The organism is Hymenobacter volaticus (assembly GCF_022921055.1).
Lineage (GTDB): Bacteria > Bacteroidota > Bacteroidia > Cytophagales > Hymenobacteraceae > Hymenobacter > Hymenobacter volaticus.
On sequence record NZ_CP095061.1, the window covers coordinates 157,131 to 170,959 of the forward strand.

Below are 13,829 nucleotides of genomic sequence, written 5' to 3' on the forward strand. Positions count from 1 at the left end.
CTCGCACAGGAACGTAGGGGAAACGCAGAGGTTTGTCGGGAAAGCAGATTCCAATAGGAAATAAAAAAGCCCTGCCGGTTTGGGCAAGGCTTTTCACAGGCAACAAACGAAACTTAAGCTACGTGAATGGCTTCGGCCACGGGCTGGCGCAGGCGTAAGTGCAGCAGCATGTCGTCGGTCATTTTGTTTAAATCGAACTGCGGCTGCCAGCCCCAATCCTTGCGAGCTTGCGCATCGTCGATGCTAGCGGGCCAAGAATCGGCAATCTGCTGGCGCGAATCGGGCTGGTAGCTGATGTGAAAATCGGGGTAGTGGCGGCGGATGCTAGTGGCCACTTCTTCGGGCGAAAAGCTCATGGCGCCGAGGTTGTAGCTTGAGCGCACCGTGAGGCCGTCGGCGGGGGCGTGCATCAAGTCGAGCGTGGCTTGCAGGGCGTCGGGCATGTACATCATCGGCAGGTAAGTGTCTGCCTTCAGGAAGCACTCGTAAGGCTGACCGGCCACAGCTTTGTGGTAGATATCGACGGCGTAGTCGGTGGTGCCACCGCCGGGTAGGCTCTTGTAGCCAATGAGGCCAGGGTAGCGCAGACTGCGCACATCGAGTTTGTGTTTGCGGAAGTACCACTCGCACCACTGTTCGCCGGCCAACTTGCTGATGCCATACACCGTGTTGGGATTCATTACCGTTAGCTGCGGCGTGTTGTGGCGGGGCGTATCGGGGCCAAATACCGCAATGGACGAAGGCCAGTACACTTGCTGCACGCCAAGGTCGATGGCCGCATCAAGCACATTAAACAAGCCATCCATATTCAACTGCCAGCCGAATTTCGGGTTCTTCTCGGCCGTGGCCGACAGTAGCGCTGCCAAATGGTACACCTGCTTGGGCTTGTAGTGCCGGATTACGTCTTCTAACCGCGGTTTGTCGAGCACATCGAGCAGCTCGAAAGGGCCGGCTTGCTGCACTTCGTCGTTTTTGGGCTCCCGCACATCGGCAGCCACTACGTTGGAAGCGCCATACAGCTGGCGTAGTTCGTGAGTCAGCTCCAGCCCTAGTTGGCCGCCGGCTCCAATAACGAGAATAGTATCAGCAGCGGTAGCGGCGGTGCGAGACGTGGTTTCCATGCAAACAAGTTCAGGGACGGATGGGGAATACAGATGGGGAATCAGGCCGCAAAGATAACGGGCTGTCATGGTTTGGTCGTTGGGCTGTTAGCCACTTCACGGAACTGAACAGTTCAATCTTAGTTGCATACATCGCCTAGACGATCATCTCAATAAAAAGCTCGATTTACTGGTAAGATTCGCATCAGGCGAGTAAGGTTGACGGCTCTAGAGTAGCCTAACGCAACTTTCGTCGTTCTCTGGATATCCTATCTTTAAGCAGGTATCCAGCTGGCTGGAAAACGCTCTTCTTTAAGCAATACGTTTTAATAGTGGTGCGGTGTATGCGTTTTTCTGTGCTGTTTTTTCTGTTAATCGGCGGGGTGCGTACGGCGCTGGCCCAACCAGCCCAACCCGTATATCGAAACCTGGTGATGGAAGGAGGCGGCATCCGCGGCATTGCCTACGGGGGCGCATTAGCTGAGCTGGAAAAGCAAGGCGTGCTAGCGGGCATTAAGCGAGTAGGAGGCACGTCGGCCGGCGCGATACAAGCGGCACTGCTGGCCGTGGGCTACGCACCCGCCGAAATCATTGAGGTAGTCAACAACACGCCGGTGCAGCGCCTCAACGATGGCCGACTTATTTTCTTCGGCGGCAGCACGCGGCTCGTGAAGCAATACGGCTGGTACCGCGGCGACCAATTCACGAAATACCTAAGCGAACTGGTGGCCCGCAAAACCGCAAATCCCGACCTCACGCTAGGTCAACTTCACGCCCTCGCCGAGCAGCAGCCCATGCGTTACCGCGACCTGTACACTACGGGCACCAACCTCACTACGCAGCGCACGCAGGTGTTCAGCTACGAAACCCACCCCGATCTGCGCGTAGCCGACGCTGTTCGTATCAGCATGAGTATTCCGCTGTACTTCCGCGCTGTGCTGCTCGACAAGCAAGGCCACGTGGTGCGCCAACCCGCCAAAGGCCAGGAAGTGGACATATTAGTGGACGGCGGCTTGCTAGCTAACTACCCAATTTACCTCTTCGACCACCCGCGCTACCTGTCGCCAAGTGTTGCTCCGGTTGCCAATCGTACAGCTTCCGCACCTGGAGCAGCCACCCAAGAAGCGCGCAACTTCAATCCTGAAACCCTGGGCTTGCGCCTCGACCGCGCTGAGCAGCTTTCCTACGACGCGCAGCCGGGCGGCCGGCAACAACTGGCCCCCTACGCCATCCAGGATTTCGGCTCTTATGTGGGCGCCCTCTACAACGTCGCCATCGAAAACCTGAACCCCGCCCACCCCGAAGACTGGACTCGCACCGTCAGCATCAGCACCCTTGGCTTCAGCCCGAAAATCAAGCGCATTTCCGTTGAGCAGAAGCAGCAACTTGTGGCCAGCGGCCAAGCAGGAGTCCAGGCGTTTTTCGGAAGATAGGTTACTTCGGCCACCGGCAACCCTAGTCCCGTATCTTTGTTGTCAAGTACCACCTTACCACGTTATTTCATGTATACCACCCTCCAGCCCGACCTCGAGAAGCAGCTTCAGGATATCAAAGACGCCGGTCTTTACAAGAAGGAACGCGTTATTACCTCACCGCAGGGTGCGGAAATCAAGACAGAAGAGGGAGGCGAAGTGCTGAACTTCTGCGCCAACAACTACCTCGGCCTTTCCTCGCACCCCGAAGTAATTAAGGCGGCGAAAGAAGCCATTGACACGCACGGCTACGGCATGTCGTCGGTGCGCTTCATTTGCGGCACGCAAGACATTCATAAGCAGCTAGAACAAAAGCTGGCCGAGTTCCTAGGCACCGAGGATACCATCCTCTACGCCGCGGCCTTCGATGCCAACGGGGAGTGTTCGAGCCGCTCTTCAACGAGCAGGACGCCATCATCTCCGACTCGCTCAACCACGCTAGCATCATCGACGGGGTACGGCTTTGCAAGGCCCAGCGCTACCGCTACGCCCACAACGACATGGCCGACTTGGAAAAGCAGCTCCAAGATGCCCAAACCAAAGGCGCCCGTCACCGCATCATCGTCACCGACGGCTCGTTTAGCATGGACGGCACCATCGCGCAACTCGATAAGATTTGCGACCTCGCCGATAAGTATCAGGCCCTAGTGATGATAGACGAATGCCACTCAATGGGCTTCCTCGGCAAAACCGGCCGCGGCACCCACGAGTACCGTAACGTGCTCGGCCGCGTCGACATCATTACGGGTACGCTCGGCAAGGCCTTGGGCGGCGCGATGGGCGGCTTTACTTCGGGCCGCAAGGAAGTGATTGAGATGCTGCGGCAGCGCAGCCGGCCCTACTTGTTCTCCAACACGTTGGCTCCGGCCATCGTGGGCGCTTCGCTCCGGGTGCTAGAACTCCTAACCGAAAGCACCACTCTCCGCGACCGGCTAGAAGAGAACACCAAGTACTTCCGCCAGAAAATGACGGAAGCTGGCTTCGACATCAAGCCCGGCGAGCACCCTATTGTGCCCGTCATGCTCTACGATGCCAAGCTCAGCCAGGAGTATGCCGCCAAGATGCTGGAGAAGGGTATCTACGTAGTGGGTTTCTACTACCCCGTGGTGCCGCAGGGCCAGGCCCGCATCCGAGTGCAACTCAGCGCTGCCCACACCCGCGAACATCTCGACAAGGCCATCAACGCCTTCATCGAAGTCGGCCAAGAACTAGGCACGCTCAAGGACCGCTCTGCCGCCAAATCGGAAGCCGGCCAGGTGGTTATCAACACTCCCTGAGGAACATAGCTGTACAGTAAGCAGCTTCACACACAAGCAAGGCCCGAGTTACCACGTACAAAATAGTAGTGGTAGCTCGGGCCTTGCTTGTGTACCGGTAACTCAGGTATGCTACGTGGCCGGCGAATCGTGGAGGTACTTTGGGCGGCCGCAGGGCCAGTCTAACTCCACACCTATAGCCTTCTTGGTTAAAGCGGTACGCTTCTGTGGGCTTGCTTGCAGCTCCATCTCGTTCAGTTGCTGCGACTGTTTTATTAATTCGGCTTTAGCGGAGCGTAACTGCTTGTATGGTTCCCACTTGAACTTGCGCAGGAAGTTGACCGAACCTCGTATTCCAATGGCAAACAGCTCCTGCTTTTTGGCTTCAGGCATGCTGAAATCCAGCCAGTTGTATTTTTCCACATCGAGGCAATGGACGAGGTGGCTGTAGTCAGGGTTCCGTTGGATGAAGTCGAAATCGTATTGGGTGCGCGTGGCATCAAACATGGCGCCAAGCGTTTGGAGGAAGGTGTCGGTGTCTTGCGGCTTGTTGCGGTCGATGCCCAGCTTGACCCCAAACGTGGGAGCTTCCGGCACCCTCTCGCTGTTATGAAACAAGTCGATGGGGAAGTTGGACATGATGCCACCGTCCATAAAAACCGCAGTTTCGGGCACCTTGGCACCCACGTAACCGAAGCCGTGCCACGTAGCCAAGTATTTATCGGAGGCACCAGGTTCCGATCCCGGCAGGTTATGAATGCGGTAGGGTTCGAAGAAGAACGGCACCGACATGGAAGCCCGCACCAACTCCGATGGCGATACCTGTTTCCAGTCGGCCCAATACAGCGGGGCCATTTCCGGAAATATTGCTTTGGTTTGGGTGGTAATATCGGCGGCCACTATAGCCAAGCGGCACAAGTCGTCGGGGGCGTAGGGCTCGGTTGCCACGCTGCCATTGGGTTGCTGTATGCGCCGTTTGAGACCACCAGCCGGCACCTCGCGTCGGCGCTGGATCAGGGTTTCGATGGTATGCGTTTCAGCTTTTACCAGTAGGTTGTGCAGCCACTGCTGAAATTCAAGGCCTGGGTGCAGTCCTTGTCGGTCGCGGAAGTTGTCAATCACCTGTAGGCCATCGTTTATCACAGCCGCAATGTCGAGCTTGTTGCGCAGCCAAGCCCCGAGCCCTTTATGGGTTTCGGCGCGGTTGAGCAACGTTTTGGTGAAGTCCTTAGCGTCTTCGTCGCCGTCCACGAACTCATAGAAGTCTTGGTGGGCCAGGATGTCGAGCAGCTGCTGCCCGGCCGCTTCGTGCCGCGGTTTCAAGCCCGCCAGCAACATCGTTACAATAGCCCCGGCCGAGGTGCCGCCTAGGCGCAAAAACCGGATTCCAGCTGTTTCGAGCCCATACACATAGCCCGCTAGCGCAATGCCTAGCATGCCGCCACCTTCCAGCACGAAGTCCACATACTGGTTGCCGGCGTCGTCTACTATGTCGGAAATACGCCAATCAGGGTCCATGCGCAGGGCTTGTAGTTCCTGTAGCGCATCTTGGACTGTTCCTTGGCTAATGAACGGATTTGGCGAGGCTGCTACCTCCGGTTCTGCAATGAGAGTAGATTGAGTGGACATCGGGAAAGGAATAAAGGGTAGGATATCGATAGTGGTTGCACAACTCCGCTTAAAAAGCACTAGTTGTATTTGCAAATAGCTAACAAGCAACTGGTTGTATTGAAGTCCGTGTTGCTATGCTAAGCAATAGCTGCTGCATTCGAGCTAAGTAATGCCAGATGAAAGCATTGCAAGAAGGGGTGGAGCGTTTGCCTTGTGGGCAGAGCTATTTGCTGATAACTACACAGAGTCAACTTCACTACGCCGCTCGATAAAGCGGCAATAATCAGCGCACGGTGCGTTGCGCCGAGGAGCGGTAGGGCGGGCTAGCCATCAGTGATTGGCAACTGATGTATTAAATTTATTGAATATAAGATAATAGTCAAACAATCAACTTGATTAGTTCAAGTTTTGCCAGCTACTGCCGCAAGTATTCACCTATAGGTAGCCCCCGGTACAGTGCTTGCCACTACCATACATTGGTGCTTTGTAATGGAATTGCACGGGTCTTCTGCACTAGCTCCGAGAGAGTGAAAAGAAACCTGACTCTAAAATTAAAAGGCTCGAGCTGAAGGCTACGCTGCTACTTCCGCCGCCGAGGATGCCGAAGCCGTGGTAGACTTCGGTGCCGTACCAAACAAGAACTCGTTGAGGCGCGTCCGTAAGTCGGCGGGGGCGAGGTTGCGGAACACTTCACCACCACGCACCAACGACATTTGGCCAGTTTCTTCGCTCACCACCAGCACTACCGCATCCGTAACTTCGGAAAGGCCAATTGCAGCCCGGTGCCGCAACCCTAGCGCCGCCGGCACGTCGGGGTTTTCGCTCACGGGCAGGATGCAGCGCGCCGCCTGAATCCGGCCCCGGCTGATGATGACGGCGCCATCGTGGAGGGGGCTGGTTTTGTTGAAGATGCTCATCAGCAGGCGCTTGCTTACGGTGGCATCTATCAGGTCGCCGGAATTGGCAAAAGGCGTGAGGTCGGAGGCAAGGTTGAAGGCAATGAGGGCTCCGGTGTTCTTGCCCGCCAAGCTCTTAGCGGCTTCCACAAAGGGCGTGATGTTCATGCGCTCGGCCGCCGAGTTGTCGCGACGCCACGGGAAATTTCGCATCCGCTCGAAGGCCGTCACCTTGCCCACGTTCAGCAAAAACCGCCTGATTTCCTGCTGAAACAAGATAATGCCCGCCAGCACGCCTACGCTCATAAACTGACCTAAAATGCTGGTCAGTAGCTCCATGCCAACGGCTTTCACTACCAGATAAAACAGGTAGATGGACATGAAGCCCAGGAAAATTTTCAGCGCGACACTCCCCGTTAACAGCTTGTAGAGCTGATAAAACAGCACCGTGACCAACAGCACGTCGACGACGTCTATCCAGCCAATGCGCAGGAAGCCGATGCTGAAAGAACCAATCACGGAGAGGTGGGTGGGAAGGTGGGAGAAACGAGCTGAATTGTTTGGATGGCTTCGGCTACATCGTGTACGCGCAGCACTCGGGCACCGTTGAGTACCGCCTGGGCATTGACGGCAACCGTACCCGTAAGGGCTGCATCGGGCGTGAGACCAAGCGGCTTATACACCATACTTTTTCGGGAAAGCCCCGCCAAAATAGGCAACCCAAGCACGGCCAATTCCGGCAAGCGCCGCAGTAGCTCGTGGCTTTGGGCGGGCGTTTTAGCGAAGCCGAAGCCGGGGTCCAGTACCACATCGGTTACGCCGTGCTGGCGGAGTTCCACCAGCTTGTCGCGGAAATAACGCACCAGTTCCAGTACAATGTCGCCTTCGTAGTGCGTGTGCTGGGTCATGTTTTGAGGCGTGCCGCGCAAGTGCATCAGAATATAGGGCACGCCCAAACGGCCGGCCGTGGGCAACATATCCGGGTCGAGAGAGCCGCCGCTGATGTCGTTGATAATGTCGGCGCCGGCTGCCACTGCCTCAGCGGCTACCGAAGCCCGGAACGTATCAACGGAGAGAAATGCTTCGGGAAAGGCCTGGCGTACCGCCTCTACGGCCGGCAGCAGGCGGCGCTTTTCTTCGTCTTCGCTGATGTGCTCAGCACCGGGCCGCGACGAGTAGCCGCCCAAATCCAGAACGGCGGCCCCCGCATGCAGCATCACTTCGGCGCGACGCAGCAGATCGTCGGGCGCCTGAATTCGGCTGCCGGCAAAAAAAGAATCGGGGGTAAGGTTGAGGATGCCCATCACCCGCGGCCAGCTAAGATCGAGCACGCGCCCACCGGGGCAGCGCAAGGTTTGCGCGGCCGGAAAACACGTATCTTGCGAGGTCTGGAGCATGGTTTCTGGGTGGTAACGATAAATAAATCTGAGCGGCTCCAACGACTTCCCGGCTTTCCGTGAGTTCCTTGCTGCGGGACGTCAGAGCAGAATGACGTTCTTGCTACTGACGCGTTTGACGTCACCCAACAAAATAGGCGTAAAAACTTGGAGAATCAAACCCAACACGAGTACGATCAGATAATAGAGCAGTGCCGGACGCTGTTTTTGGCCAAGACGCACGACTACGGCACAGCGTGGCGCATTATGCGCCTGCCCAGTATCACCGACCAGATTTACATTAAAGCGCAGCGCATCCGCAGTATCCAGGAGAAAGGCACTCAACTAGTTGCCGACAATGTGGACGGTGAGTTTGTGGCCATTATCAACTACTGCGTTATTGCCTTGATGCAGCTACGTCTGCCACCCGACGCACCCTCGACCTGGACCCCGCCGATGTAGCCGCCGCTTACGACCAGGAAACTGCCGAAAACCGCCGCTTGCTGTTCGCCAAGAACCACGATTATGGTGAGGCGTGGCGGCAGATGCGCATCGAGAGCATCACCGACATCATCTTGATGAAACTGCACCGCACCAAGCAGATCGAAGATTTGGCAGGCCGCACGCAGGTATCGGAGGGCGTAGAAGCCAATTACCGCGACATGCTGAACTATGCTGTGTTTGTGTTGATTAAGAAGGGATTCGCTGAAGCTTCCGTACGGAACGGAAACGCATAATAAGGGTGAAATAGAGAGTGGTACCACTCGGCTATCCGTCCTACATTTGCGTATCTGCCTTGGCATAATTCGTTGAAATAAATTCAATTGTAGCAGACAGTTCCAGAACCAGGTTCGATCTGTGTTCTACTACTCGTCTTGCTACTCAGTTACTTAACGCAGTTCATGAAACAAATCACCCGAATCTGCTGGCTGTTGCTGGGCGTGATATTCATCTTCTCGGGTTTGGTGAAGCAGAACGACCCGGTGGGTACAGCCCTCAAACTAGAAGAGTATTTCGAGGTGTTTGCCGAAGATTTCGGCCGCTTCTTTCTGTTTTTCAAACCGTATTCCCGCACGTTCAGCATCGTGCTCAGCTCATTGGAGGTGATACTAGGGGTGGCCTTGCTGCTACGCTGGATGCTGAATAAAACCCTCTGGGTGCTGCTGGTACTGCTGGTGTTCTTCGGGTTTCTGACCTTCTACTCGGCTGCGTTCAACAAAGTCACGGACTGCGGTTGCTTCGGCGACTTCATCAAGCTCACGCCGTGGACTTCATTCTTCAAAGACCTGTTCTTGTTGGGCTTGTGGGTGGTGGTATTTCGCAATCAGCGTTATCTACGGCGGGTATTTGCCAAAGGACAGCTGGGCGTTATGTATATCACTATTGCCTCGGCTGTGGCCATTGGTATTGGCGTGCGGGCGCTCGGGCACTTGCCGTATTTCGACTTCCTGCCTTATAAGGTTGGCAACAACATCGGGCAGCTGATGAAGGCTTCGTCGCCGCTACGCTATAAGTATGTAATGGAGCGCAACGGCGAAAGCAAGGACTTCACCGAATACCCCACCGATTCCACCTGGAAGTTCAAGCAGATGGTGGCTCTTAACCCGGAAGCTGGCCCTAAGATCACCGATTTCCGTGTATGGAACGACGATGGCGACTTCACCCAGGAGCTATTGCAAGGCAACCGCCTGCTATTGATTGTGCAAGGCACCGAAAAGGCCGACCGTGACCGTTTCAAGCTCATCAACGACTTGTTTGCAGCCGCTCAGAAGTCGCGCAGAAAAATATCCGTGCTGGTGCTCACCAGCAGCAGCCCCGCCGCCTTCGACGCCTTCCGCCACGACGTGAACCTGAGCGCGCCTTTCTATTACGCCGACGCCACGGTGCTCAAGTCCATGATTCGCTCCAACCCGGGGTTGATGCTGCTGCAAAATGGCACGGTGAAAGGCAAGTACCACTACCACGATATTCCCACCATTGGGAACATAGAGAAGCTATTGTAAATCAGGCGAGTAGTCGATAGCTAGGCGATACCTGAAAACAGATAACCAACCATAATAACTTGCTGTCCTTCGTCTTACGTCGCCTGGGCCAAGGCCTGCTGATATTGGCGGGTGTGGCGTGCACCGTGTTTTTTCTGTTTCAGGTGCTGCCCGGTGACCCGGTAGCCTTGTTAGCCGGCCAGCGCTCTGACCTCGCCACCCGCGCCGCTATTGCCGCCGACCTCGGCCTCAACGAATCGTTGCCCGTGCAACTTGGCGGCTACCTTAACGATATTTCGCCCCTCGGTGTGCACCCGCGCGATTCAGCGGGGGTGGCCAAATACGGAGGCGTGACGCTGCTGCCCCTTGGCACGAAAGCAGTGGTGCTAAAAAAGCCGTATCTGCGCCGCTCGTTCCAGAGTAATAAAGCAGTACTAAGCATCCTGCTGGACCATTTTACGGGTACTTTGTGGCTTGCCCTAGCGGCTATGCTGCTAGCCGCAGTATTGGGTATTGCTTTCGGGGTGGTGGCGGCCCTCAAACCGCACTCCTGGCTCGATCGAGCATTAATAACCACATCCGTATTAGGTATTTCGGTGCCTTCGTTTGTGGCGGGTATCCTTATTGCCATCACCTTCGGCTTTTACTGGAGCTCCTGGACGGGCCTTAACCTAACCGGGCAACTCTACGAAACGGACCCGTTCACGGGGCGGCATTTGGTGTTGCGCAACCTCGTGTTGCCGGCCTTTGCTCTAGGTATCAGGCCACTAGCCGTTATCACGCAACTCACTCGGTCGTCGATGCTTGATGTGCTTAGCCAAGACTACATTCGGACGGCTCGAGCCAAGGGCTTGTCGGGGTACCGAACGGTGATGGGGCACGCCCTCAAGAATGCGTTGAACCCGGTGGTGACGGCGGTGTCGGGTTGGCTAGCGTCGTTGATGGCGGGGGCCTTTTTCATCGAGTATATTTTCAACTGGAAAGGCTTGGGCACGGTTACACTTCGCGCGGTCGAAAACCTGGACTTTCCGGTTGTTATGGGTTCCACCATTTTTATTGCCGCCCTGTTTGTGCTCGTCAATATTGCCGTCGATGTGCTCTACGCTCTACTAGATCCGCGGGTGCGGCTGGGGTAAGACGGATTCGTTAATTAGCGGTGTAGCTGTTCGTCTCTTCCAAGGCAATCATTTAATTCGTAGCAAATGCGCCTATATCTGATTGGCATGCCGGGCTCTGGCAAAACTACCTTGGGACGCGGGCTGGCTGCGTCTTATGAGGTGCCGTTCCTCGACCTAGATGAGGAATTGGTCCGGCAGGAGGGACGTAGCATACCTGCTATTTTCGAGGCAGAAGGGGAGGCGTATTTTCGACAGCGCGAAGCAGACGTACTACGCGAGGTAGTAGCAAATCATCCGCAGATGGTGCTGGCTACCGGCGGAGGCACTCCCTGCTTCCACGACAACGTAGATGTCCTGCTCGAAACAGGGCTTACTCTGTATCTGAGTGTGCCCGTTGCGACTTTAGTTGGCCGGGTTTTGGCAGCGGCCAAAAGCCGGCCGTTGCTAGCCGCTTTTCCCGATGAAGCGGCATTAGAAGCTCGACTACGCGAAACTTTACAGATACGCAAACAGTTTTATGACCGAGCTCCGCTGCGTTGCGAAGGTCCGACCTGCACAGTAGCCGCGGTGCGTCAACTCTTGGTTCGGTATCAAACGTCAGCCTGATATCAAAGAAGGTGAACCCTTTGCGCTAGGTTGCGTACTTTTGCTCCCTGAAATAAGCCTATTACCGACGATGTCAACAGAAACTGCGGCTTCCCCACTGCCAACCCCCACACCCGCTAAAGCTCCTGAGAATGTGAAGCCTAAGCACAAAGGTTCGGCTCAACTATTCCAAAATCCCGTATTGGAGCGGCTTTCGCATACGCACATTGCGCTGCCGGTATCCATTTTCATTGTTACTGCGGCTGTTAGCCTATACTATGGCATCACGCAGGGCTTTGCTACAGGATTAGCTGCTTTTGGGCAGTTTTTGGGTGGTTGGTTTTTGTTCACATTTGCGGAGTACGCCATGCACCGCTACTTGTACCACATTCCGGCTACTACGCCGGGGCGTATCAAGTTTCAGTACACCATGCATGGCGTCCATCACGAGTTTCCTAAGGACAAGACTCGCTTGGCGATGCCCCCATCATCACGGTGTTCGTGGCTTCGTTGCTGTTCTTTATTTTCAAATTCGTTTTTGGCAGCGCCGCATTTGGAGTGTTAGCTGGCTTCGTGTTCGGTTATGCTCTGTATCTGTTTGTGCACTATGCCATTCACGTATACGCACCGCCAAAGAACTTCTTGAAAGTATGGTGGACTCACCACGCGCAGCACCACTACCGCCAAGACGAAATTGCTTTTGGCGTAAGCAGCACCCTTTGGGACCATATCATCGGGACAATGCCTGAAAAATCGAAGAAGTAATTTTAATGTCTTCTTCAACACAACGACCTGTCAAATGCTTGGCAGGTCGTTGTGTTTTTAGAGCAGCATCTAGTTCTTATCCATATCCGCAATGAACTTGGCGTTGTTACGCGGTGCAGCTATTTATGGTAGCAGAAAATAAATAGATAAGCTGTTGATAATAAGAGCATAAACGCAAAAGGCGGCTCCTGTATAGGAGCCGCCTTTTTTATAAATCTACTAGCCAGTATGTCCGTTAGCGGCTACGCATCTTGGTGACGATAAACCAAAGCAGCAGGACCACCAGGAAAACCACAATGAGGCCCGTCCAGGCGCCAGCTTTGAAAATAGAGCCAATGGCGTCGCAGCTGCTAACAGTCAACGACAAAGCAATGAGGCAGAAAGCGAGTAAAGAACGATAGGCGGTCATGGAAGCGTGGTTGAGGTAGGGAGAGAAAATAGCCCCCGTGCGGGGCACTACCCTAGATACTGCGTCCGTCAGAAAAAGTTGAGTTCAAGCCCAACTCCTAACTCCAACCTAAACAGTAATATAAGCCCAACTAGACGATTGGAATGCGCTTAACGCGTATCAGGCTAAGTACAAACGTTCGGGCCGTTAGCGTCATCAGTAAAGCAGGCGAGGCTATCGTACCGGGCGCCAGGTGAAAGTGAGGCCCGTAGCGCCTTGGTTGTACATAGGTGAAAAACTGGTGCCTTCCAGCAACCGCGGCTTACGGCCCCAACGGTTGCGGTGCGAGAGATAAGCTAAATGCGCCGACAAAATACCGAGGCCGGCACCCGCAAACACGTCGCTTTGCCAGTGCTTGTTGTTGAGCATGCGTAGAGCGGCTACGCTGGTTGCAATGCTGTAAGCCCCAATGCCGTACCACTGGCTTTTGTCGCGCAATTCGGCGTGCACGATGCTAGCGGCCAGAAACGCCTGCGCCGTGTGCCCCGACGGAAACGACTGATTGTCGGAGGCATCGGGTCTGGTAACCCCGGTAATACTCTTCAAACCAAACACCGTAAGCAGCATAAAGCCTTCAGCTTTGCCGATAAGAAGAAGTGTATTCAGCCGGTCGTCGCGAGACTCGACGCCAGCCAGCGCCACGGCCCCCAGCTCTAGGTAAGGCGCAAAAATCAGCGCATCGTCAACGCGGGTATGAAAGTTCGGGAAATGCCGTCGGATATCATTCCGGGCATCGTAGCTGCTGTAGAAGCCGTTGCCATTAATGGTGCTGATGCCGTATCCAACAAGCACAGCGGGCACTATAGTGGCTTTGAATAGCTTGCCCTTGTACCAAGGCTTTGAGGTTGGAGTCGATACTGCTGTCGGGTTCTCGAACTTATGCAGTGTGTCTGGAGCAGCGGCGGGCGGAGAAATTTGCGCTTGAACCGAAGAGAAAGAGCCAACGCACAAGACAAGCGTGGCAACTTGAGTGGTTAGAAAAGAACGTACTGAAAGCACTTAAGAAAATAGAAAGAGGTACTGGAAAAGAGAAAAATGTATGGTCGCTCAAAAGCTACACTTCGCCTGACTCGAAGAGTGGATTGAGAGAAGCAAGTAGCTGGGGGTTGTAGTTGCCCATGATTTCGAGGTCGAGGCAACCGACGGCAACTAGTGTGTACACGCTGATGCTACGCGCTGAAAACACAGTTGTTTCGGCTGAGCTACGACTCCGGCATACA

At 55.0% G+C, this 13,829-nt stretch carries 13 protein-coding genes and 2 pseudogenes; 8 read left to right on the forward strand and 7 right to left on the reverse strand.

The genetic code is table 11. From position 1 onward, the window contains the following. Window positions 1-113 precede the first annotated feature (113 nt). On the reverse strand, window positions 114-1,121 hold the full coding sequence (locus MUN86_RS00640) for an NAD-dependent epimerase/dehydratase family protein (protein WP_245120619.1): 1,008 nt from the start codon (window positions 1,119-1,121) through the stop codon (window positions 114-116). A 323-nt stretch (window positions 1,122-1,444) separates the two neighbouring features. Between MUN86_RS00640 and MUN86_RS00645 the strand changes: the two genes are divergently transcribed. Beyond that, window positions 1,445-2,533, forward strand: coding sequence for a patatin-like phospholipase family protein (locus MUN86_RS00645; RefSeq protein WP_245120620.1), 1,089 nt, complete (start codon window positions 1,445-1,447; stop codon window positions 2,531-2,533). A gap of 69 nt (window positions 2,534-2,602) precedes the next feature. Then, window positions 2,603-3,849 (forward strand): annotated as a pseudogene (gene kbl, locus MUN86_RS00650) (glycine C-acetyltransferase). A 111-nt stretch (window positions 3,850-3,960) separates the two neighbouring features. Here kbl and MUN86_RS00655 read toward each other — a convergent pair. The 3 genes from MUN86_RS00655 to folP form a co-directional block, all read right to left on the reverse strand. Further along, window positions 3,961-5,457, reverse strand: a complete 1,497-nt coding sequence (locus MUN86_RS00655) for a patatin-like phospholipase family protein (protein WP_245120622.1) — start codon at window positions 5,455-5,457, stop codon at window positions 3,961-3,963. Between the two features lie 554 nt (window positions 5,458-6,011). Then, the gene (gene cdaA / locus MUN86_RS00660) at window positions 6,012-6,854 is read right to left on the reverse strand and encodes a diadenylate cyclase CdaA (RefSeq protein WP_245120624.1); all 843 of its coding nucleotides are present in this window, start codon (window positions 6,852-6,854) and stop codon (window positions 6,012-6,014) included. Further along, a complete protein-coding gene (gene folP, locus MUN86_RS00665) occupies window positions 6,851-7,732 on the reverse strand; it encodes a dihydropteroate synthase (RefSeq protein WP_245120625.1) in 882 nt (293 codons plus the stop codon). Before folP ends, cdaA begins: the two co-directional genes overlap by 4 nt. A 147-nt stretch (window positions 7,733-7,879) precedes the next feature. Here folP and MUN86_RS00670 point away from each other — a divergent pair. The 6 genes and pseudogenes from MUN86_RS00670 to MUN86_RS31565 all read left to right on the forward strand — a co-directional run bounded on the left by MUN86_RS00670 (window position 7,880) and on the right by MUN86_RS31565 (window position 12,161). After that, window positions 7,880-8,448: pseudogene (locus tag MUN86_RS00670) on the forward strand (DUF1599 domain-containing protein). Between the two features lie 165 nt (window positions 8,449-8,613). Continuing rightward, on the forward strand, window positions 8,614-9,714 hold the full coding sequence (locus MUN86_RS00675) for a BT_3928 family protein (protein WP_245120627.1): 1,101 nt from the start codon (window positions 8,614-8,616) through the stop codon (window positions 9,712-9,714). A gap of 59 nt (window positions 9,715-9,773) precedes the next feature. Next, a complete protein-coding gene (locus tag MUN86_RS00680; protein WP_245120629.1) occupies window positions 9,774-10,829 on the forward strand; it encodes an ABC transporter permease in 1,056 nt (351 codons plus the stop codon). Between the two features lie 66 nt (window positions 10,830-10,895). Continuing rightward, the gene (locus tag MUN86_RS00685) at window positions 10,896-11,417 is read left to right on the forward strand and encodes a shikimate kinase (protein WP_245120631.1); all 522 of its coding nucleotides are present in this window, start codon (window positions 10,896-10,898) and stop codon (window positions 11,415-11,417) included. A gap of 70 nt (window positions 11,418-11,487) precedes the next feature. Then, entirely contained in the window at window positions 11,488-11,961 is a 474-nt protein-coding gene (locus tag MUN86_RS00690) for a sterol desaturase family protein (protein ID WP_311181765.1), read from the forward strand. Next, the gene (locus MUN86_RS31565) at window positions 11,898-12,161 is read left to right on the forward strand and encodes a sterol desaturase family protein (protein ID WP_311181766.1); all 264 of its coding nucleotides are present in this window, start codon (window positions 11,898-11,900) and stop codon (window positions 12,159-12,161) included. Before MUN86_RS00690 ends, MUN86_RS31565 begins: the two co-directional genes overlap by 64 nt. Before the next feature lie 235 nt (window positions 12,162-12,396). Here the strand turns inward: MUN86_RS31565 and MUN86_RS00695 are convergent, their stop codons facing one another. From MUN86_RS00695 to MUN86_RS31005, 3 genes are all read right to left on the reverse strand, one after another. After that, entirely contained in the window at window positions 12,397-12,570 is a 174-nt protein-coding gene (locus MUN86_RS00695; protein WP_245120633.1) for a hypothetical protein, read from the reverse strand. Between the two features lie 213 nt (window positions 12,571-12,783). Next, entirely contained in the window at window positions 12,784-13,401 is a 618-nt protein-coding gene (locus MUN86_RS00700; RefSeq protein WP_245120635.1) for a phosphatase PAP2 family protein, read from the reverse strand. A 262-nt stretch (window positions 13,402-13,663) separates the two neighbouring features. Beyond that, window positions 13,664-13,795 carry a hypothetical protein gene (locus MUN86_RS31005; protein ID WP_280640567.1) on the reverse strand — a complete coding sequence of 44 codons (132 nt, stop codon included), beginning with the start codon at window positions 13,793-13,795 and terminating at the stop codon, window positions 13,664-13,666. Window positions 13,796-13,829 lie beyond the last annotated feature (34 nt).

What these genes read in the sequence shown, in the direction of transcription:
- MUN86_RS00685 (WP_245120631.1), top strand. Translation starts at nt 10,896, where the DNA reads ATGCGCCTATATCTGATTGGCATGCCGGGCTCTGGCAAAACTACCTTG.
- MUN86_RS00695 (WP_245120633.1), bottom strand. Translation starts at nt 12,570, where the DNA reads ATGACCGCCTATCGTTCTTTACTCGCTTTCTGCCTCATTGCTTTGTCG.
- MUN86_RS00640 (WP_245120619.1), bottom strand. Translation starts at nt 1,121, where the DNA reads ATGGAAACCACGTCTCGCACCGCCGCTACCGCTGCTGATACTATTCTC.
- MUN86_RS00675 (WP_245120627.1), top strand. Translation starts at nt 8,614, where the DNA reads ATGAAACAAATCACCCGAATCTGCTGGCTGTTGCTGGGCGTGATATTC.
- folP (WP_245120625.1), bottom strand. Translation starts at nt 7,732, where the DNA reads ATGCTCCAGACCTCGCAAGATACGTGTTTTCCGGCCGCGCAAACCTTG.
- MUN86_RS00690 (WP_311181765.1), top strand. Translation starts at nt 11,488, where the DNA reads ATGTCAACAGAAACTGCGGCTTCCCCACTGCCAACCCCCACACCCGCT.
- MUN86_RS00655 (WP_245120622.1), bottom strand. Translation starts at nt 5,457, where the DNA reads ATGTCCACTCAATCTACTCTCATTGCAGAACCGGAGGTAGCAGCCTCG.
- MUN86_RS00645 (WP_245120620.1), top strand. Translation starts at nt 1,445, where the DNA reads ATGCGTTTTTCTGTGCTGTTTTTTCTGTTAATCGGCGGGGTGCGTACG.